This is a genomic window from Bradyrhizobium sp. SZCCHNS30572, assembly GCF_032484415.1.
Classification (GTDB): domain Bacteria; phylum Pseudomonadota; class Alphaproteobacteria; order Rhizobiales; family Xanthobacteraceae; genus Bradyrhizobium.
In genome coordinates, this window is the sequence record NZ_JAUESY010000010.1 from 88,712 (window position 1) to 110,289 (window position 21,578).

Here is a 21,578-nt window from a genome sequence, read left to right on the forward strand (position 1 = left end):
GCGATACCGTTCAGGCCGCGGCCGTCTGCTGCAGGGACAGCCACACCACGCCATCCTCGACCTTCGCGGGATAGGACGGCGTACAGCCCTGGTCGGGTGCCACGGCCTGTCCGGTCGCGAGCTCGATGACGAAATTGTGCAGCGGGCATGTCACGCGGCGGTTGTGGACGATGCCCTGCGACAACGGGCCTGCCTTGTGCGGGCAGCGATCGTCCAGCGCGAACACCTCGTCACCATCGGTGCGGAAGACCGCGATGTTGCCGCGCGGCGTGCGCACGACGCGCGAGCCGAGCGGGGGAATGTCGTCGAGCGGGCCGACTTGAAACCAGGTGGTCATGCGAGCTCCAATTCAGCCATCGGCGTAAACTCGTTGCGATCGACGCCGCGACGGGCGCGCGCCGCCCATGGATCGCTCTGCGAGAATTGCTGCGAATAGGCGAAGCGTTCAAACAGCGCCTTGCGGTTCTTGACGTCCTCGACCACCTGCTTGTGGATGTTGTCGAAGCCGACGCGGTCGCACCATTTGTACATCCGTTCCAGGTACCAGCCCTGTTCACGATAGAGCTGGGTCAGCGCGACGATGATCTCGAGCGCCTCGTCCTCGGTCGCCGTCTTGGTCAGGAATTCCGTGCCCTTGATGTGCAGGCCGGCGGCGCCCGCAAAATGGATCTCGTAGCCTGAATCGACGCAGATCACTCCGACATCTTTGCAGGTCGATTCCGCGCAGTTGCGCGGGCAACCGGAGACGGCGAGCTTCACCTTCGCGGGCGTCCATGATCCCCACATGAACTTCTCGATCTTGATGCCGAGGCCGGTGGAGTCCTGGGTGCCGAAGCGGCACCATTCCGACCCGACGCAGGTCTTCACGGTGCGCAGACCCTTGGCGTAGGCGTGGCCGGAGACCATACCCGCATCGTTGAGATCGGCCCATACCGCCGGCAAATCTTCCTTCTTGACGCCGAGCAGATCGATACGCTGTCCGCCGGTCACCTTGACGGTCGGGATGTTGAACTTGTCGGCGACGTCGGCGATCGCGCGCAATTCGCCGGGCGTGGTCACGCCGCCCCACATCCGCGGCACCACGGAGTAGGTGCCGTCCTTCTGGATGTTGGCGTGAACGCGCTCGTTGATGAAGCGGGATTGCTGGTCGTCGCGATACTCGCCGGGCCAGGTCGCGAGCAGATAGTAGTTCAAGGCGGGTCGGCAGGAATGGCAGCCGTTCGGCGTCTTCCAGTCCATGAATCGCATGACAGCGGGGATCGACTTCAGTTGCTGTTCGATGATGACGCGCCGGACGTCGTCATGGCTGTGGTCGGTGCAGGTGCAGACCGGCTTCACCTTGGGCGCCGCCGAGTAGTCGCCGCCGAGCGTGAACGCCAGCACCTGCTCGACCAGGCCGGTGCACGAGCCGCATGAGGACGACGCCTTGGTATGGGCGCGCACGTCGTCGAGCGTGAACAGCTTCTTTTCGCTGATCGCCTTGACGATCGCGCCCTTGCAGACTCCGTTGCAGCCGCAGATTTCGGCCTCGTCGCTCATGGCGGCAACCGAGTTCTGTCCGCCGTGGCCACCGTCGCCGAGATGCGCCGAGCCGAACACCAGACGTTCGCGCATGTGGGAGACATCGGTGCCGTCGCGCATGTGCTGGAAATACCAGGGCCCGTCGATGGTGTCGCCGTACAGCACGGTGCCCACGATCTTCTTGTCGCGCAGGATGATCCGCTTGTAGACGCCGCGATTGGCATCCTGCAGGACGATCTCCTCCTTGTCGGGTCCCGGCGCGAAGTCGCCGGCAGAGAACAGGTCGATGCCCGTGACTTTCAGCTTGGTCGAGACCACTGACCCGTCGTAGGTGGCGAATCCCTTCATCGCCAGATGATTGGCGCAGACCTTCGCCTGGTCGAACAGCGGCGCCACCAGACCATAGGTCTGACGGCGGTGCTGCACGCATTCGCCGACGGCGTAGATGCGACCGTCATAGGTCTGCATCGTATCGGAGACCACGATGCCTCGCTCGCAGTACAGCCCGGCCTTCTTTGCCAGTTCGATATTGGGACGGATGCCCACGGCCATCACCACGAGATCGGCCGCGACCTCGGTGCCGTCGGTGAAGCGGACGCCGGTGACGTGCGTTTCGCCGAGGATGGCCTGCGTCTGCGCCGGCATCTTGAACTCCAGCCCGCGCTCCTCCAGCGATTTGCGCAGCATGCCGCCGGCGACCGGGTCGAGCTGGCGCTCCATCAACGTGTCGAGAAGATGCACGACCGTGACCTTCATGCCGCGCTTCATCAGACCATTGGCGGCTTCGAGGCCGAGCAGGCCGCCGCCGATCACGACCGCGTGGCGATGTCGCGTCGAGGCTTCGACCATGTGCTCGACGTCCTTGATGTCGCGGAAGCCGATGACGCCGGGCAGGGCGGCGCCGGGGACCGGAAGAACGATCGGGCTCGAGCCGGTCGCGATCAGCAACCGATCATAAGGATAGCGTTCGCCAGTTTCGGTGACCACCTCGCAGCTCCGGCGGTCGATCATCGTGACCGTCTCGCCCTTGCGCAGGGTGATCTGGTTGTCCTCGTACCACTGCTCCGTGTTCAGCATGATGTCGTCGACGGTCTTCTCGCCCGCGAGCACCGGCGACAGCAGGATGCGGTTGTAGTTGCCGTAGGGCTCGGCGCCGAAGACGCTGATGTCGTAGAGATCAGGCGCCCGTTCCAGCAGTGCCTCCACCGTGCGAATGCCGGCCATGCCGTTGCCGATCACCACCAGTTTCTGCTTGATCGTCTTGTCGAGCATGGTCTGCCTTTCGAATGCCAGCGACATCCAGCGGCGACGCGAACGGGCATCGGCCCATCGGTCGCTGTGGTCATGTTTGAATTTTGGGGGAGGCCCAACTGCGGGCAGAGCTGATCGTCGCCAATGACGGTCGCGAGCCAACTAATTCAAATCTCGTGCCATTCGGGTCGTCGCCGGAAATCGCGGTAATTCAAGGGTTGAGCCGCCGCTTGCGCGCGCCGCTGGCGACACCTGCGCTCAAATAGTAGCCGCGGCAGATCAGATTATGTGCATCCTCGATGGAGGCCCTTCCGTTCGAGTACCGATCGCGTCGGCTTCGGCGGGCGCTCAAAAAGCCATCAGTGTGCGCGCGGTGCAGGCGGGCTCTGCGTTCATGTTGAGCATCAGCGATCCGTAGAACTGCGGCTTCGAAGTCCCAAGCGCCGGTACGGGTTGAGAAAAACGTGAATCACCAAAGTTGGTGCGAAACTTGCTGAAAGGCGGGCAGGACCGGGCGTATCTCAACGACGAGACCGCCGCTCAACTCACCCGACAATTTGTCCCCTTTACGCAGCTCCTGCCGAGCCTGCTCGCGCGCGCCTGCGTCACGAGGTTTGAGACCATGAAGCTCGACGACTTCAAGAAGGCCGGTCATTGGCCGACACTGCTGGCTGCTTTCCTCTATTTCGACATCAGCTTCATGGCCTGGGTCGCACTCGGACCGCTGATCGTCTATGTCGCCCGCGACATGAATCTTGCGGTCAACGAAAAGTTCACGCTGGTCGCGATCCCCGTGCTGGCAGGCGCGCTGCTGCGTGTTCCCATGGGCATTCTGGCCGACATCATCGGCGCCAAGCGCACGGGCGTGATCGCGCAGCTGGTGGTCATGACGGCGACCGCCTGCGTTGCCTATTTCGGACTCCCCAGCAAGCTGGCCGTCGAGCTGTTCGGCGTCGTGCTCGGCATCGGCGGCGCCTCGTTCGCCGTCGCGCTGCCTCAGGCCAGCCGCTGGTATCCGCCGCAGTATCAGGGCATCGTGATGGGGATCGCAGGGGCCGGAAACATGGGCGTCGTGCTCGACACGCTGCTCGCGCCGACCATCGCCGAACATTGGGGCTGGCAGGCCGTTTTCGGGGTGCTGCTCATCCCGATGGTCATGGTCCTGATCTACTACATCGTCGCCGCGAAGGATGCGCCCGGTGAACGCAAGCCGGTCTCGCTCAAGGCCTATGGCGGCCTGCTGCGCGATCCCGACAGCCGCTGGTTCATGTTCTTCTACTTCATCACCTTCGGCGGCTTCGTCGGCCTCGCCAACGCCCTGCCGCTGTACTTCTCGGTGCAGTATCATGTCTCCGGAGTGGCGGCCGGATTGCTGGTGGCGCTGATCGTCGCTTTCGGCTCCGGCTTCCGTCCGGTGGGCGGTCTCATTGCGGACCGGATCGGTGGCATCCGGTCGCTCTCGATCCTGTTTGGCATTGTGGTCGCCGCCTATGTCGTGATCGCCTTCATGCCGGAAGGGCCGGCTGCGCCGACCCAGGCGGGCTGGGAGCTCATGAACATGCCACGCATTGCGTGGATTTCGGTGCTGTTGTTCTCGGTCGGCGTGCTCGCGCTCGGGATGGGCAACGGCGCGGTGTTCCAGCTCATTCCGCTGCGCTTCCGCCACGAGATCGGCCTGATGACCGGTCTCGTCGGCTGCGCAGGCGGCATCGGCGGATTCTTCCTCGCCCAGGCGCTCGGCACGGCCAAGGGAATGACCGGCGGATTCGGCGCCGGCTTCCTGTTCTTTGGTTTGCTGGCATTGCTCGGCTTCGTCGGACTTGCCATGGTCAAGGTCCGTTGGCGCACCACGTGGGGCGCCGTTTCCGGCGCGCGCGTCTGACCCGACGCGCCGTCGCTCCATAGGCAAGGTGTTCAGGCGTGGCCGGCGCGCATCGCAATCTTCAGGTTCGCGTCGGCTTCGCTAGCGAGACCGGCAAGCGACCGAACAATGAGGATTACGTCGGCGCCCGCCTTGGCCTGCAGGGGGCGACGGATCGCGATATCGTCGCCGCCGTCGCCGACGGCGTCGGCGGCCACAAGGGTGGGCGCGAGGCGGCGGAGCTCGCCGTCCGCGGCTTCATCGATGCCTATCATTCTCTGCCCGAGACGGCGGGCGTGCGAAGCCGAGCCGCGCGTGCGCTGGAAGCCATCAATAGCTGGATCCATGCGCAGGGCCGCGTCGACCCCGAGTTGCATGGAATGAGCTGCGCCTTCTCCGCGGTGGTGCTGTCGCGGCGAACCTGCCACGTCGTCCACGTCGGGGACACGCGCGTCTACCGCCTGAGCGAAGGGCGCCTCGAGCGTCTGACGACCGACCATGTCGCGGGCCGCGCTGACCTTGCCCACGTCCTCAACCGGGGCATCGGTTTCGAGCAGTTCGCCCGCTTCGACTACACGACGCTCGGCATGCGTCAGCACGACCGGTTTCTGATCTGCAGCGACGGCATCCACGGCATCCTGCCGGATTCGCGCCTTCAGGAGATCCTCGCCGAGCGCACGCCCCCGGACGATTCCGCGCGCGGGATCGTCGCCGCCGCGCTCGCGGCCGGCAGCAATGACAATTCGACGGCGCTGGTGCTCGACGTCGTCGATCTTCCGCCCGCTGACCGCGACGAGCTCACCGGTTCGATCTCGTCCCTGCCGATCGGCGAGCTGCCTTCGCCCGGTGACGTGATCGACGGATTCCGGCTTGGCGAACTCCTGTCCGATGGCCGCTACTCCCGGCTGTTCAAGGCGATCGACGCGGGGCAGGGTGACAGGGAGGTCGTCCTGAAATTTCCGCATCCGCGCGTCGCGAGCGAAGGTTCGTTCCGCCTGGCGTTCATTCGCGAAGCCTGGGTCGCCGCGCGTGTGCGCAGCATCTGGATCGGCGAGATCATCGAGCTTCCCGTCGAGCGCCAGACCCGGCTCTATTCGGCAATGCCATTCTACGCGGGGGAGACGCTCGAGCAGCGTCTGAACCGGCCGCCCCGATTGTCGCTTGCGGAGGGCACCGCGATCGCGACCAAGCTCGTGCGCGCGGTGGTGGCGTTGCACCGGGCCGGCATCATCCATCGCGACATCAAGCCGGACAACGTGATCCTGCTCGAGAACGGCGGCTTGCGCCTGATCGATCTCGGGGTCGCGCGCGTGCCGCGGTTCGAGGACTTTCCGGCCGAGGATATTCCGGGGACCCCGAGCTACATGGCGCCGGAGCTGTTCGCCGGTAAGCCGGGTGACGAAGCGTCCGACCTGTTCGCCCTCGGCGTCACCGTCTACCGCATGTTCACGCGCTCTTATCCGTTCGGCGAGATCGAGCCGTTCTCGCGCCCGCGCTTCGGCAAACCGGTGCCGATTTCACGCTACCGACCGGAACTGCCGGCCTGGCTCGACGCCGTGATCGGAAAGGCGTTGAACGTCGATCCTGCACAGCGTTACGGTGATGCCATCGAATTCGCCCACGAGTTGGAGAACGGTGCGTCATGGGCGGGTCCGGCGATCGCCAAGCGTCGCTCGCTTCACGACCGCAACCCGCTGTTGTTCTGGAGGATGCTCTGCGCGCTTCAATTCATCATCATCATCATTCTGCTGAGCCTGCTGACGCGACACTGAGTGGCGACGTGCGACCGCCCGAATAGGTAATCCCGATGCCCGAGAAGGTCCTGATCTATTCCCGCCTGCCGAAGTCGCTGACCCAGCGCTTCGCCGATCGCTTCGAGCTGCTCGACAGCGGCGGCACGCCGGCGCACGAGGTGTTTCCGGCGGAGGAGGTTGCGCAGATCCGGGCTTTGATCACAGCCGGCGGCACGCCTCTGGGGGACGACGACATGGACCGGCTGCCGGCGCTCGGGGCCATCGTCTGTTACGGCACGGGTTATGATGGCGTCGACCTGAAGGCGGCCGCGGCGCGCAATATCGTGGTCGGCCACAGTCCCGGCGCGAACGCTGCAGCGGTCGCCGATGTCGCGCTCATGCTGATGCTGGCGAGCGTGCGGCGGTTGACGGCGGCGGATTCCTATGTGCGCACCGGTGGCTGGGTGGAGGCCCGGCCGTCGCCGCTGTTGAAGCCGCCGCCTGGTCTGTCCGGCTGCAAGGTCGGCGTCTACGGGATGGGCGAAATCGGCCGCAAGATCGCCGCGCGCGTCGCCGCTTTCGAGACCGAGGTCGGCTATTTCAGCCGCACGTGCCACGACGATCTGCCGTATCAGTATTTTTCAAGCCTTGATGCCTTGGCCGAATGGTGCACCGTGCTGATGATCGCGGTCCGCGCCGGCGCGGAGACCACGCACGTCGTCGATGCCGATCTCCTGAAGAAGATCGGGCCCGATGGCCATGTCGTCAACATCTCGCGTGGCTCCGTGATCGACGAAGGGGCGCTGCTGGTAGCGCTGAAGGACGGCATCATCGCTGGCGCCGGGCTCGACGTATTCGAAACCGAGCCGTACGCCCCGGATGGGCTGACGTCGTTGCAGAACGTGGTGGTCACGCCGCATATCGGCGGCAACACCCGCGAGTCTCACGTGGCGATGCAGGAATGCGTGGTGGCCAATCTCACGGCGTTCTTTGCAGGGGAGCCACTGCCGTTTCGGGTCGGATAGGCAAGCGCAGATGGCGCTCCCCCAGCACCGCAACGCCAAACGCGCAGACCGCAGATAAGTTCCACGCGTGGTGCAGAAATATTCTGACGCACTGCACGCCTCTGTGAATTGCGAGTGATTTTCAAACGCTTCTAAGTTCCTCTCCTGCAATTCAGGAGAGCGGCATGGCGGCGTTCACCCTCAAGATCAACGGGCGCGAGCATCAGATCGACGTCGACCCGAATACGCCCTTGTTATGGGCGATCCGGGACAATGCCGGGCTGACCGGCACCAAATACGGATGCGGCGTGGCGCAGTGCGGTGCCTGCACCGTGCATCTCGACGGCCAGAGCGTTCGCTCCTGCTCGCTGCCGGTGTCGGCGGTGGGCAAGAGCGAGATCACCACCATCGAAGGGCTGAGCGGCAAGGAAGGTGCGGCCGTGCAGAAGGCCTGGGCGGCACTCGACGTGCCCCAATGCGGCTACTGCCAGTCCGGCCAGATCATGAGCGCGGTCGCGCTGCTCGGCCTTAATCCCAAGCCGACCGATGAGGACATCGATCTCGCGATGAACGGCAACATCTGCCGCTGCGCCACCTATGTGCGCATCCGCGCTGCCATCCATACCGCAGCCAAGACGTTGGAGGGCTGATCATGAATGTGCATATGAAGCCCGCCACGTCCGCTCCGACATTGTCCCGCCGCTCGCTGCTGAAGGCGGGAGCGGGGCTGGCGCTCGCCACCTATGTCGCCCGCAATGGTGTCGCTTACGCGCAAGACGCGGCGAAGTCCGTCAACATCGCGCCGAACACGTTCCTTGTGATCGGCCAGGACGACACTGTCACCGTTCTCTGCAAGCACATCGAGTTCGGGCAGGGCCCGTTCACCGGCATGGCCACGCTGGTGGCCGAGGAGCTCGATGCCGATTGGTCGCAGATGCGCGCCGATCATGCGCCCTCGAATCCGGTGCTCTACAAAAACCTGCTGTTCGGGGTGCAGGGTACCGGCGGCTCCAGCGCAATCGCCAATTCCTACGAGCAGATGCGCAAGGTCGGCGCCGCCGCGCGCGCGATGCTGGTGGCCGCGGCCGCCGACGAATGGAAGGTCCCGGCCGAGGAGATCACGGTCGAGAAGGGCCTCATCAAGCATCCGTCCGGCAAGCAGAGCGGCTTCGGCGCGCTGGCCGCCAAGGCGATGCAGCAGCCGGTGCCGGCGAACCCGCAGCTCAAGGATCCCTCCGCCTTCAAGCTGATCGGCAAGGAAGGCGCGGTGACCCGGCTCGACAGCGTGGCGAAGTCGAACGGCTCGGCCGAGTACACGCTCGACATCAAGGATCCGGGGACGTTGACCGTTCTGGTGGCGCGCTCGCCGCGGTTCGGCGGCACGGTGGCGTCGTTCGACGCGTCGGCGGCCAAGGCCGTGTCGGGAGTGGTCGACGTCAAGGAGGTGCCGAACGGTGTAGCCGTCTATGCCGAGGGGTTCTGGCCGGCGAAGACGGCACGTGACCTTCTCAAGATCACCTGGGACGACAGCAAGGCGGAGACGCGCGGCACGGCGCAACTGCTGGAGGAGTTTCGCGCCCGTGCGAAGAAGCAGGGCGCCCTGGTGAAGCAGGAGGGCGACGTTGACGCCGAGATCGCCAAGGGCGGCAAGCTGATCGAGACCGAGTTCGTCTTTCCCTATCTGGCCCATGCGCCGATGGAGCCAATCAACGCCTTCATTCACTGGAAGGGCGATACCGCCTCGGCGCGCTATGGCAGCCAGTTTCCGACGCCTGATCACGCCGTGATCGCGCAGGTGCTTGGGCTCGACATCGCCAAGGTCGATCTCAAGACGATTCTCGCCGGCGGCAGCTTCGGCCGGCGGGCGCAGCAGTCGACCCACGTCGCCATGGAGCTGGCGCAGGTCGCCAAGGCGATCGGGCCGGGACGTCCGGTCAAGCTGGTGTGGACCCGCGAGGATGACATGCGCGGCGGTTACTACCGACCGTTCAGCCTGCACCGAATGCGCGGTGTGGTCCGCGACGGCAAGATCGTGGCGTGGTCGGATACGATCGTCGGGCAGTCGATCATGAAGGGCTCGCCGTTTGAGGCGATGACCATGAAGAACGGCCTCGATTCGACGGCCTATGAGGGCTCCAACGAGATCCCTTACCAGGTGCCGAATTTCCGCTGCGACCTGCATCAGGTCGATGTCGGCGTGCCCGTGCTGTGGTGGCGCTCGGTCGGCCACACCCATACTGGCTACGCCGTCGAGGCGTTCGTCGATCAGTTGCTCGAAGCCGCCGGCCAGGATCCTGTGGAGGGACGACTGGCGATGATGGCCGACAAGCCGCGTCACGCCGGTGTGCTCAAGGCGGTCGCCGAGCTCGCGGACTGGAAGGGCGCCAAGCTCGAGGCGGGCCGCGCCCGCGGCGTTGCCGTGGTCGAGAGCTTCAACACCTACGTCGCCCAGGTGGTCGAGCTGTCGATGGGGGCCGACGGACCGGTCGTGCACAAGGTGTGGTGCGCGGTCGACTGCGGCGTCGCAGTCAATCCCGACATCATCCGCGCCCAGATGGAGGGCGGCATCGGCTTTGCGCTCGGCCACATCCTCTATGCGCAGCAGCCGCTCGACGAGGGACGACCGGTGTCGGGCAATTTCGACACCTACCGCTCGCTGCGCATCCACGAGATGCCGCAGATCGAGGTTGCGATCGTGCCGTCGACCGAGAAACCCTCGGGAGTCGGCGAGCCTGGCGTGCCGCCGCTGGGACCTGCCGTCGCCAACGCCATGGCCAGGCTGGGTCTGCCGCGCCCGACCCAACTGCCGATCCGGCCGGGAGACACCGCATGAGCCTGTTCAGAACGGCGACGATGGCGCTGCTCGCTGGCAGCCTGGCTGCGGTTGCGATCGTAGCCCTGCCGGCACTGCGGCGCGCCGATGCGGCGCCCGAGGCCACGCACGTCGCCGGCGGGCTCAAGCCGGTGGCGGACTTCGCCAGGATCAAGAGCAAGGACGAGCGCGCCGTGGCGCTGTTCGAAGAGGCCGGCAAGGTGCTGCAGTCACCGCGATGCATGAACTGCCACCCAGCCGGCGACCGGCCGACCCAGACCGACAGGATGATTCCGCATCAGCCGCTGGTGGTCCGCGGCGAGGCCGGCATGGGTGCCCCCGGCGGGCTCGCCTGCACGACCTGCCACCACGAGGCCAATTTCGACGCGGCGCGCGTGCCCGGTAATCCCAAGTGGCAGCTGGCCCCGATCGAGATGGCTTGGCAGGGCAAGTCGCTCGGCCAGATCTGCGCACAGATCAAGGATCCAAATCGCAACGGCGGCAAGACCATGGCGCAGCTGATTCACCATATGGCTGAGGATGAGCTGGTCGGCTGGGGCTGGAATCCGGGAGCTGGGCGGACCCCGGCCCCGGGAACCCAGAAGCAGTTCGGCGAGCTGATCAAGGCCTGGGCCGACGCCGGAGCGGCCTGTCCGAAGGGCTGAGGCGGGATTGCGCCCCTGCGCGTGCAATGCCCCTCGGCCCTGATGAGCGCAGCGACATCCGGGTTTTCCGGCAGAGCACGTGAGACCCCGCATGTCGCTATCGCCGACGCGCGTCCCGCGCGCCGGCTGCCGCTCATCCGGGCGACGGGGCTCCCACCCGGCTCCACGGCATGGCCCAACTGGTGCGATTTTTGCTCTTGGGGTCTTGGCAAGTCGCAATGGACCCGTTAAAGAACCGGCTTCCAGGCGGGCCGGCTGTTGCTGGCGCGCCTGTGCGCGCATTCCGAAAGTTGAGAGGAGCCAGCATTCCTTTTGAGGATATCCGTTTGGATTTCTCGGAAGGAAGAAGGATCTTTCTGCTCTCGAATGCCGCAGGGGAGGTCGGTTCGCCGATCACTCCGAATCCTGTCCGAGACTGCAGGCGCCGGCGCGGAAATCCAGTTTCCTCAATGGCTTAATCATCCAGCCTGCATAGACGGGTGAAGACCGGATTTCGGCATGTCCACTGCCTTTGTCGTGGTGGCATGCAGGTTTGGTTCGAACCTCGACACTCCGCGGGCTCTCAGGGCTTTCGGAAGGGCAGGCTATTCATCGCCGTTTTGCCTTTCGTGTCCTCGGGTTCTTCCGTCCGGAGGTCAGGTTTGGTGGGATGGCGGGTGCAACCCGGCGGTCCCGCTTTCGGGCGAAGGCCGCCAACCGGAGAGAGCTTGCTGTGGAACGAGCGGCAAAAAAAGAGGCGGTCGAGCAGCTGCACGAGGTCTTCAAGACCACGGGCGTTGCCGTCGTCGCTCACTATTCCGGCCTCACCGTGGCTCAGATGCAGAACCTGCGCAAGCAGATGAAGCAGGCTGGTGCGTCGGTGAAGGTCTCGAAGAACCGTCTCGCCAAAATTGCTCTTGAAGGCACGGACGTCGTCGGCATCGGTCCCCTGTTGAAGGGGCCGACCGTGATCGCAACTTCGAACGATCCTGTCGCGGCGCCCAAGGTTGCCATCGAATTCGCCAAGGCGAACGAAAAGTTCGTCATTCTCGGCGGCTCGATGGGCTCAACCGTCCTGAATGTCGACAGCGTGAAGGCTCTGGCCTCGCTGCCGTCGCTGGACGAACTGCGCGGCAAGCTCGTCGGCCTGATCCAGGCTCCGGCGACCAAGCTGGCCCAGCTCGCCAACGCTCCCGCGGCCAAGGTCGCGCGCGTCATTCAGGCTCATGCCTCAAAGGGCGAAGCGGCCTGACGCCCTTCGCAAACACTCACAACCTGGTTTCGAACCGAACCACACTAAAGGACTACATCAATGGCTGACCTGCAGAAGATCGTCGACGACCTCTCGGCCCTCACCGTTCTCGAGGCTGCTGAGCTCGCGAAGCTCCTGGAAGAGAAGTGGGGCGTGTCCGCCGCGGCCGCCGTGGCCGTCGCCGCTCCGGGCGCTGGTGGCGCCGCTGCCGCTCCGGCGGAAGAGAAGACCGAGTTCACCGTTGTCCTGGCTTCGGCCGGCGACAAGAAGATCGAGGTCATCAAGGAAGTCCGCGCCATCACCGGCCTGGGCCTGAAGGAAGCCAAGGACCTGGTCGAGGGCGCTCCGAAGCCGGTCAAGGAAGGCGTCAACAAGGACGAGGCCGAGAAGATCAAGGCTCAGCTCGAGAAGGCCGGCGCCAAGATCGAGCTCAAGTAATCGCTTCGATTGCGCGAACGAAGTCCCCGGGCTGCCATGGGCGGGTCCGGGGCTTTCGACAGATTATGATGACCGGGTGGTAACATCGCCCGGTCATCATGTGGACAAGGAGTTTTGCAGGGGTATTGGGCGCGGCTCGGAATCACTGCAAAAGGCGTGCAACGGAACCGTCCGTTGTGGGCCGAACACGGAAAAGTGTGGAGATTTAGGGGCTTCGCTCTCGAATCTCGATTATTGTCAACCCATATTGGGTCGGCAGCACGAAAAGCCGGTTGATCGGTGGAGTGGCGTCTCCGTCCGTAAGCCGTTGGGAGATAGGCAATTTCGGGCTTTTGCAGTCCGTGACGAGATGGTTGTGACGAGCGGGTGCGTCCTCGCGCCTCGCGCGTCGTTTTGCGTTTTGCTGGTCTGAAGAACAGATCTGGGACATTTCCGTTCCGGCTCTGGGCCTCAGATCCTCGAAATGGATCGAAATTCAACCCGAAGGGGCGGTGGCAACCGCTGTTTCGGAAGGTTCGCCCCTCCGGGCGACGAAATGAGAGGCCACGATGGCGCAGCAGACATTCACCGGTCGCAAACGCGTTCGCAAGTTCTTTGGACACATCAAGGAAGTCGCGGAGATGCCGAACCTCATCGAGGTTCAGAAGGCGTCCTACGACCAGTTCCTGATGGTGGACGAGCCCACGGGTGGCCGGCCGGATGAGGGCCTGCAGGCGGTGTTCCGCTCGGTATTCCCGATCTCCGACTTCTCCGGCACCTCGATGCTGGAGTTCGTCCGCTACGAGTTCGAGCCGCCGAAATATGACGTCGACGAGTGCCGTCAGCGCGGCATGACCTTCGCTGCGCCGCTCAAGGTGACCTTGCGCCTCATCGTGTTCGATATCGACGAGGAGACCGGCGCGAAGTCGGTCAAGGACATCAAGGAGCAGGACGTGTACATGGGCGACATTCCGCTCATGACCATGAACGGCACCTTCATCGTCAACGGCACCGAGCGCGTCATCGTCTCGCAGATGCACCGTTCGCCGGGCGTGTTCTTCGACCACGACAAGGGCAAGACCCACTCGTCGGGCAAGCTGCTGTTCGCCGCCCGCGTCATCCCGTATCGCGGCTCCTGGCTCGACATCGAGTTCGACGCCAAGGACATCGTGTTCGCGCGCATCGACCGTCGCCGCAAGCTGCCGGTGACGTCGCTGATGTTCGCGCTCGGTCTCGATGGCGAGCAGATTCTGTCGACCTTCTACAAGAAGCTGATCTACAAGCGCATCAAGGAAGGCTGGCGCGTTCCGTTCGACGCCAACCGCTTCCGCGGCTATTCGACCGTCAACGACCTGATCGACGCCGACACCGGCAAGGTCGTGCTCGAGGCCGGCAAGAAGCTCACCGTTCGCGCCGCCCGCCAGCTCCAGGAGAAGGGGCTGAAGGCGCTGCGCATGTCGGACGAGGAGCTGCTCGGCAACTACATCGCCGAGGATCTCGTCAATCCGAAGACCGGCGAGATCTATGCCGAGGCCGGCGAGGAGATCACCGACAAGCTGTTCAAGGTGCTGAACGAGCAGGGCTACAAGGACCTGCCGCTGCTCGACATCGACCACGTCAATGTCGGCCCCTACATCCGCAACACGCTGTCGGCCGACAAGAACATGACGCGTGAGGACGCGCTGTTCGACATCTACCGCGTGATGCGTCCGGGCGAGCCGCCGACGCTCGATTCGGCGCAGGCGATGTTCCAGTCGCTGTTCTTCGATGCCGAGCGCTACGACCTCTCCGCGGTCGGCCGCGTCAAGATGAACATGCGCCTCGAGCTCGATGCGCCGGACACCCAGCGCACTCTGCGCAAGGAAGACATCCTGGCGGTCATCAAGACCCTGGTCGACCTGCGCGACGGCAAGGGCGAGATCGACGACATCGACCATCTCGGCAATCGCCGCGTCCGCTCGGTGGGCGAGCTGATGGAGAACCAGTACCGCATCGGTCTCTTGCGCATGGAGCGCGCCATCAAGGAGCGCATGTCGAGCGTCGACATCGACACCGTGATGCCGCAGGACCTGATCAACGCCAAGCCGGCCGCCGCCGCGGTGCGCGAGTTCTTCGGCTCGTCGCAGCTGTCGCAGTTCATGGACCAGACCAACCCGCTGTCGGAGATCACCCACAAGCGCCGCCTGTCGGCGCTCGGACCGGGCGGTCTGACGCGCGAGCGCGCCGGCTTCGAGGTGCGCGACGTGCATCCGACGCATTACGGCCGCATCTGCCCGATCGAGACGCCGGAAGGTCCGAACATCGGCCTGATCAATTCGCTGGCGACGTTCGCCCGCGTCAACAAGTATGGCTTCGTCGAGACGCCGTACCGCAAGGTCAAGGACGGCCGCGTCACCGACGAGGTAGTGTATCTGTCCGCCATGGAGGAGGGGCGCTACCGCGTCGCGCAGGCCAACGTGCCGCTCGATGCCAAGGGCCGCTTCACCGAGGACCTCGTGGTCTGCCGTCATGCCGGCGAAGTCGTGCCGATGACGCCCGACAAGGTCGACTACATGGACGTGTCGCCGAAGCAGCTGGTTTCGGTTGCCGCGGCCTTGATCCCGTTCCTCGAGAACGACGACGCCAACCGCGCGCTGATGGGCTCGAACATGCAGCGCCAGGCGGTGCCGCTGGTTCGCGCCGAGGCGCCGTTCGTCGGCACCGGCATGGAAGGCGTGGTTGCCCGTGACTCGGGCGCCGCGATCGCGGCGCGCCGCTCGGGCGTGATCGACCAGATCGACGCCACCCGCGTCGTCATCCGCGCCACGGAAGATCTCGATCCGACCAAGTCGGGCGTCGATATCTACCGCCTGATGAAGTACCAGCGCTCGAACCAGTCGACCTGTATCAACCAGCGTCCGCTGGTGAAGGTCGGCGACATCGTCAAGAAGGGCGACATCATCGCTGACGGTCCGTCGACCGATCTCGGCGAGCTCGCGCTCGGCCGCAACGTGCTGGTCGCGTTCATGCCGTGGAACGGCTACAACTTCGAGGACTCCATCCTGCTCTCCGAGCGGATCGTGAAGGAGGACGTCTTCACCTCGATCCACATCGAGGAATTCGAGGTGATGGCCCGCGACACCAAGCTGGGTCCGGAGGAAATCACGCGCGACATTCCGAACGTGTCGGAAGAGGCGCTGAAGAACCTCGACGAAGCCGGCATCGTCTATATCGGCGCGGAGGTGCGCGCCGGCGACATCCTGGTCGGCAAGATCACGCCGAAGGGCGAGAGCCCGATGACGCCGGAAGAAAAGCTCTTGCGCGCCATCTTCGGCGAGAAGGCCTCCGACGTTCGCGACACCTCGCTGCGGGTGCCGCCGGGCGTGCAGGGCACGATCGTCGAGGTCCGCGTCTTCAACCGTCACGGCGTCGACAAGGACGAGCGTGCGCTGGCGATCGAGCGGGAAGAGATCGAGCGTCTGGCCAAGGACCGTGACGACGAGCAGGCGATCCTGGACCGCAACGTCTACAGCCGTCTCGCCGACATGCTGGACGGCCGCCAGGGCATCTCGGGGCCGAAGGGCTTCAAGAAGGATACCAAGATCACGCGTGCGGTGCTCGACGAGTATCCGAAGTCGCAGTGGTGGCTGTTCGCCTCGCCGAACGACAAGCTGATGGCCGAGATCGAGGCCATGCGGAAGCAGTACGACGAGTCGAAGAAGGGGCTGGAACAGCGCTTCCTCGACAAGGTCGAGAAGCTGCAGCGTGGCGACGAGCTGCCGCCCGGCGTGATGAAGATGGTCAAGGTCTTCGTCGCCGTGAAGCGCAAGATCCAGCCGGGCGACAAGATGGCGGGCCGTCACGGCAACAAGGGCGTCGTGTCCAAGATCGTGCCGATCGAGGACATGCCGTTCCTCGAGGACGGCACCCATGCGGACATCGTGCTGAACCCGCTCGGCGTGCCCTCGCGCATGAACGTCGGGCAGATCCTCGAGACCCATCTCGGCTGGGCCTGCGCCGGCCTCGGCAAGCGCATCGCCCAGACGGTCGATGCCTACCTGTCGAAGCAGGACGTCAAGCCGCTGAAGGAGACCTTGAAGCGGATCTACGGCGATGACGAGACCATCAAGTCGCTCAACGACAACGAGTTGATCGAGCTTGGTCACAATCTGAGCCGCGGCGTGCCGATCGCCACGCCGGTGTTCGACGGCGCCAAGGAGGCCGACATCGAGGAGATGTTGAAGCTCGCCGGCCTCGACGCATCCGGTCAGTCGACGGTCTATGACGGCCGCACCGGCGATGCGTTCGATCGCAAGGTGACGGTCGGCTACATCTACATGCTGAAGCTGCACCATCTGGTCGACGACAAGATCCATGCGCGTTCGATCGGCCCGTACTCGTTGGTCACCCAGCAGCCGCTGGGCGGCAAGGCCCAGTTCGGCGGCCAGCGTTTCGGCGAAATGGAGGTGTGGGCGCTCGAAGCCTACGGCGCGGCCTACACGCTGCAGGAGATGCTGACGGTGAAGTCGGACGACGTCGCCGGCCGCACCAAGGTCTACGAGGCGATCGTGCGCGGCGACGACACGTTCGAGGCCGGTATTCCGGAATCGTTCAACGTGCTGGTCAAGGAAATGCGCTCGCTCGGCCTCAACGTCGACCTGCACAACTCCAAGCTCGGACCGGCGCCGACGTCGGAAGCCGCCGAGTAGTTCAAGAGGTCATGCCCGGCCGTCTCGGACGGCCGGGTGCCGGCGCCTTCCCCCGCGGGTCAGGACAAGGCGCCCGTTGAGAGATTTTCGAATTTGCGGCCGACCCCCGATCGGCCCGCGAGGAGAATACGATGAACCAAGAAATTATGAATCTCTTCAATCCGACGACGCCGGCTCAGGTCTTCGACCAGATCCGGATCTCGATTGCGTCTCCGGAGAAGATTCTGTCCTGGTCCTACGGCGAGATCAAGAAGCCGGAAACGATCAACTACCGTACCTTCAAGCCCGAGCGCGACGGCCTGTTCTGCGCCCGCATCTTCGGGCCGATCAAGGACTACGAGTGCCTGTGCGGCAAGTACAAGCGGATGAAGTACAAGGGCATCATCTGCGAGAAGTGCTCGGTCGAGGTGACCCTGTCGCGCGTCCGGCGCGAGCGCATGGGCCATATCGAGCTCGCCGCTCCCGTCGCGCACATCTGGTTCCTGAAGTCGCTGCCGTCGCGCATCGGCCTGCTGCTCGACATGACGCTGAAGGATCTCGAGCGGATCCTGTACTTCGAATACTACGTCGTTCTCGAGCCGGGTCTGACCGCGCTCAAGGACCGTCAGCTGCTGTCCGAGGACGAGTACCTCAAGGCGCAGGACGAATACGGCCAGGACAGCTTCACCGCCATGATCGGCGCCGAGGCCATCCGTGAGCTCTTGCGCGGCCTCGAGCTGGAGAAGCTCGAGCAGACGCTGCGTGCCGAGATGCAGGAGACCGACTCCGACATCAAGCACAAGAAGCTCGCGAAGCGCCTGAAGATCGTCGAGGCGTTCCGCCACTCCGGCAACAAGCCGGAATGGATGATCATGACCGTGGTTCCGGTGATCCCGCCGGACCTCCGCCCGCTGGTGCCGCTCGACGGCGGCCGTTTCGCGACCTCCGACCTCAACGACCTCTATCGCCGCGTCATCAACCGCAACAACCGCCTGAAGCGGCTGATGGAGCTGCGCGCGCCCGACATCATCATCCGCAACGAGAAGCGCATGCTTCAGGAGGCGGTGGATGCGCTGTTCGACAACGGCCGCCGCGGCCGCGTCATCACCGGCGCCAACAAGCGTCCGCTGAAGTCGCTCGCCGACATGCTCAAGGGCAAGCAGGGTCGCTTCCGTCAGAACCTGCTCGGCAAGCGCGTCGACTACTCCGGCCGTTCGGTCATCGTGGTCGGTCCCGAGCTGCGCCTGCACCAGTGCGGCCTGCCGAAGAAGATGGCGCTCGAGCTGTTCAAGCCGTTCATCTATTCGCGGCTCGACGCCAAGGGCCTGTCGACGACGGTCAAGCAGGCCAAGAAGCTGGTCGAGAAGGAGCGTCCGGAGGTCTGGGACATCCTGGACGAGGTCATCCGCGAGCATCCGGTGCTCCTGAACCGCGCGCCGACGCTGCATCGCCTCGGCATTCAGGCGTTCGAGCCGGTGCTGATCGAGGGCAAGGCGATCCAGCTGCATCCGCTGGTCTGCTCGGCCTTCAACGCCGACTTCGACGGCGACCAGATGGCCGTGCACGTTCCGCTGTCGCTCGAAGCGCAGCTGGAAGCGCGCGTCCTGATGATGTCGACCAACAACATCCTGCATCCGGCCAACGGTCAGCCGATCATCGTGCCGTCGCAGGACATCGTGCTCGGCCTCTACTACGTCTCGATCATGCGCGAGGGCATGCCCGGCCAGGGCATGGCGTTCGGCAACATGGCCGAGCTCGAGCATGCGCTGCACGCCAAGGCCATCCATCTCCACAGCAAGATCAAGTATCGCTGGGAGGGCATGGACGAGACCGGCAAGATCGCCAAGCGCTGGATCGAAACCACCGCGGGTCGCGTCATGCTCGGCAATCTCCTGCCGAAGCATCCGCGCGTCACGTTCGAGGTCATCAACAAGCTGATGACCAAGCGCGAGATCTCGGGCGTGATCGATCAGGTCTATCGTCACTGCGGCCAGAAGGAGACGGTGATCTTCTGCGACCGCATCATGGCGCTCGGCTTCTACAATGCCTTCAAGGCGGGCATCTCGTTCGGCAAGGACGACATGGTCGTGCCGGCGGGCAAGTGGAAGATCGTCGACACCACCCGTACGCTGGCGAAGGATTTCGAGCAGCAGTACAATGACGGTCTGATCACTCACGGCGAGAAGTACAACAAGGTCGTCGACGCCTGGTCGAAGGCCAGCGAAGAGATCGCCAAGGAGATGATGAAGGAGATCTCCGTCACCAAGAAGACGGCGACGGGGGCAGATGCCGACATCAACTCGATCTACATGATGTCGCATTCCGGTGCCCGCGGTTCGCCGGCCCAGATGCGTCAGCTCGCCGGCATGCGCGGCCTGATGGCCAAGCCGTCGGGTGAGATCATCGAGACGCCGATCATCTCGAACTTCAAGGAAGGTCTCTCGGTTCTCGAGTACTTCAACTCGACCCACGGCGCCCGCAAGGGTCTCGCGGACACCGCGCTGAAGACCGCGAACTCGGGCTACCTGACCCGTCGTCTGGTCGACGTCGCGCAGGACTGCATCATCACGCAGGACGATTGCGGCACCCATCTCGGCATCAAGATGCGCGCCATCGTCGATGCCGGCACGGTCGTGGCCTCGCTCGGCTCGCGCATCCTGGGCCGCGTGCCCTGCGACGACGTGCGCGATCCCGCGACCAACGCAGTGCTGGTCAAGGCCGGCACCTTGATGGAGGAGAGCCACATCGACGCCATCCAGCAGGCTGGCGTGCAGGAGGTGAAGATCCGCTCGGCGCTGACCTGCGAGCTGGTCAACGGCATCTGCAAGATGTGCTACGGCCGCGATCTGGCGCGTGGCACGCCGGTCAACCACGGTGAGGCCGTCGGCGTCATCGCCGCGCAGTCGATCGGCGAGCCCGGCACCCAGCTGACGATGCGCACCTTCCACATCGGTGGTGCGGCGCAGCTGAACGAGCAGTCCTTCGTGGAATCGAACTTCGAAGGCAAGGTGGTCATCAAGAACAAGGCGATCGCCCGCAACAGCGAGGGTCATCTGATCGCGATGGTCCGCAACATGGTCGTGACGATCGTCGACCCCGACGGCACCGAGCGTGCGACGCACCGCATCCAGTACGGCGCGCGCATGCATGTCGACGACGGCGACATGATCAAGCGCGGCCAGCGCATCGCCGAGTGGGACCCTTACACCCGTCCGATCCTCACGGAAGCCGAGGGTACGATCGGGTTCGAGGATCTGACCGAGGGTCTGTCGATCTCGGAAACGCTCGACGAGTCCACCGGTATCGCCAAGCGCGTGGTCATCGACTGGCGTGGAACGCGCGGTGGCGCGGATCTGCGTCCGGCCATCGTGATCAAGGGCAAGGACGGCAAGGTGCTCAAGCTCGCCCGCGGCGGCGATGCCCGCTACATGCTGTCGGTCGACGCGATTCTGTCGGTCGACGTCGGCTCGACGGTGAAGCCGGGCGACATCCTCGCGCGTATCTCGACGGAAAGCGCCAAGACGCGCGACATCACCGGCGGTCTGCCGCGGGTGGCCGAGCTGTTCGAAGCGCGTAAGCCGAAGGATGCCGCGATCATCGCCGAGATCGCCGGCACCATCCGGTTCGGTCGCGACTACAAGAACAAGCGTCGCATCTCGATCGAGCCGGTCGACAAGACCGAGGAGCCGCGCGAGTACCTGATCCCGAAGGGCAAGCACATCCATCTGCAGGATGGCGACATCGTCGAGAAGGGCGACTTCATCGTCGAAGGCAACCCGGCGCCGCACGACATCCTGGCGATCAAGGGCATCGAGGAGCTCGCGGCCTATCTGGTCAACGAGATCCAGGAGGTCTACCGGCTGCAGGGCGTGCTCATCAACGACAAGCACATCGAGGTGATTGTCCGCCAGATGCTGCAGAAGGTTGAGATCACCGACCAGGGCGATACCGACATGATCTCGGGCGAACAGGTCGACAAGATCGAGTTCGACCTGCTGAACGCGAAGGCCGTGGAGGAGGCGAAGAAGCCGGCCACGGGCACTCCGGTTCTGCTCGGCATCACCAAGGCGAGCCTGCAGACCCGGTCGTTCTTCTCGGCGGCCTCGTTCCAGGAGACCACCCGCGTTCTCACCGAGGCGGCGGTCAACGGCAAGATCGATCCACTCGAGGGTCTCAAGGAGAACGTCATCGTAGGACGCCTGATCCCGGCCGGCACCGGCGCCTCGATGGCCCGCATCCGCGAAGTCGCTTTGAAGCGCGACAAGCTGATTCTCGACGAGCGCGAGAAGCAGGCGGCGATCGTGCCGGCGCAGCCCGAGCCTCAGCCGCTCGCGCTGCCGCCGGCGGAGTAAACGGACGGTTGCGGCATGACCCCGACGGTGTCGGGGTCTGCCGTGCGTTCATCGCGTGTAGAAA

General features: G+C 64.5%; 12 protein-coding genes. 10 read left to right on the plus strand and 2 right to left on the minus strand.

Going from position 1 to position 21,578, the window contains the following annotated elements:
* Window positions 1–10: 10 nt before the first annotated feature.
* Complete coding sequence (gene nirD / locus QX048_RS27525) at window positions 11–337, minus strand: nitrite reductase small subunit NirD (protein ID WP_315714577.1); 327 nt, start codon at window positions 335–337, stop codon at window positions 11–13.
* Window positions 334–2,793, minus strand: a complete 2,460-nt coding sequence (nirB, locus tag QX048_RS27530; protein WP_315827329.1) for a nitrite reductase large subunit NirB — start codon at window positions 2,791–2,793, stop codon at window positions 334–336. The genes nirD and nirB overlap by 4 nt, the downstream gene beginning before the upstream one ends.
* 601 nt (window positions 2,794–3,394) lie before the next feature.
* On the opposite strand from nirB, the gene QX048_RS27535 reads away from it, so the two are divergent.
* The 10 genes from QX048_RS27535 (at window position 3,395) to rpoC (ending at window position 21,514) form a co-directional block, all read left to right on the plus strand.
* The gene (locus QX048_RS27535) at window positions 3,395–4,654 is read left to right on the plus strand and encodes an MFS transporter (protein WP_315714575.1); all 1,260 of its coding nucleotides are present in this window, start codon (window positions 3,395–3,397) and stop codon (window positions 4,652–4,654) included.
* Between the two features lie 38 nt (window positions 4,655–4,692).
* Complete coding sequence (locus QX048_RS27540) at window positions 4,693–6,405, plus strand: bifunctional protein-serine/threonine kinase/phosphatase (RefSeq protein ID WP_315714574.1); 1,713 nt, start codon at window positions 4,693–4,695, stop codon at window positions 6,403–6,405.
* A gap of 35 nt (window positions 6,406–6,440) precedes the next feature.
* Window positions 6,441–7,391 carry a 2-hydroxyacid dehydrogenase gene (locus tag QX048_RS27545; protein ID WP_315749610.1) on the plus strand — a complete coding sequence of 317 codons (951 nt, stop codon included), beginning with the start codon at window positions 6,441–6,443 and terminating at the stop codon, window positions 7,389–7,391.
* A 164-nt stretch (window positions 7,392–7,555) separates the two neighbouring features.
* The gene (locus tag QX048_RS27550; RefSeq protein WP_315714572.1) at window positions 7,556–8,020 is read left to right on the plus strand and encodes a (2Fe-2S)-binding protein; all 465 of its coding nucleotides are present in this window, start codon (window positions 7,556–7,558) and stop codon (window positions 8,018–8,020) included.
* A gap of 2 nt (window positions 8,021–8,022) precedes the next feature.
* Window positions 8,023–10,203 (plus strand): xanthine dehydrogenase family protein molybdopterin-binding subunit, encoded by a 2,181-nt coding sequence (locus tag QX048_RS27555; RefSeq protein WP_315749611.1) that lies wholly within the window; start codon window positions 8,023–8,025, stop codon window positions 10,201–10,203.
* Window positions 10,200–10,847, plus strand: coding sequence for an Isoquinoline 1-oxidoreductase subunit (locus QX048_RS27560; RefSeq protein WP_315749613.1), 648 nt, complete (start codon window positions 10,200–10,202; stop codon window positions 10,845–10,847). The genes QX048_RS27555 and QX048_RS27560 overlap by 4 nt, the downstream gene beginning before the upstream one ends.
* Window positions 10,848–11,559: 712 nt before the next feature.
* Window positions 11,560–12,078, plus strand: a complete 519-nt coding sequence (gene rplJ / locus QX048_RS27565; protein ID WP_008963452.1) for a 50S ribosomal protein L10 — start codon at window positions 11,560–11,562, stop codon at window positions 12,076–12,078.
* A 60-nt stretch (window positions 12,079–12,138) separates the two neighbouring features.
* The gene (rplL, locus tag QX048_RS27570; protein WP_172108050.1) at window positions 12,139–12,516 is read left to right on the plus strand and encodes a 50S ribosomal protein L7/L12; all 378 of its coding nucleotides are present in this window, start codon (window positions 12,139–12,141) and stop codon (window positions 12,514–12,516) included.
* A gap of 548 nt (window positions 12,517–13,064) precedes the next feature.
* Window positions 13,065–17,183 carry a DNA-directed RNA polymerase subunit beta gene (gene rpoB / locus QX048_RS27575; RefSeq protein ID WP_315714569.1) on the plus strand — a complete coding sequence of 1,373 codons (4,119 nt, stop codon included), beginning with the start codon at window positions 13,065–13,067 and terminating at the stop codon, window positions 17,181–17,183.
* Between the two features lie 131 nt (window positions 17,184–17,314).
* The gene (gene rpoC / locus QX048_RS27580; protein WP_315714568.1) at window positions 17,315–21,514 is read left to right on the plus strand and encodes a DNA-directed RNA polymerase subunit beta'; all 4,200 of its coding nucleotides are present in this window, start codon (window positions 17,315–17,317) and stop codon (window positions 21,512–21,514) included.
* The last annotated feature ends 64 nt before the right edge of the window (window positions 21,515–21,578 follow it).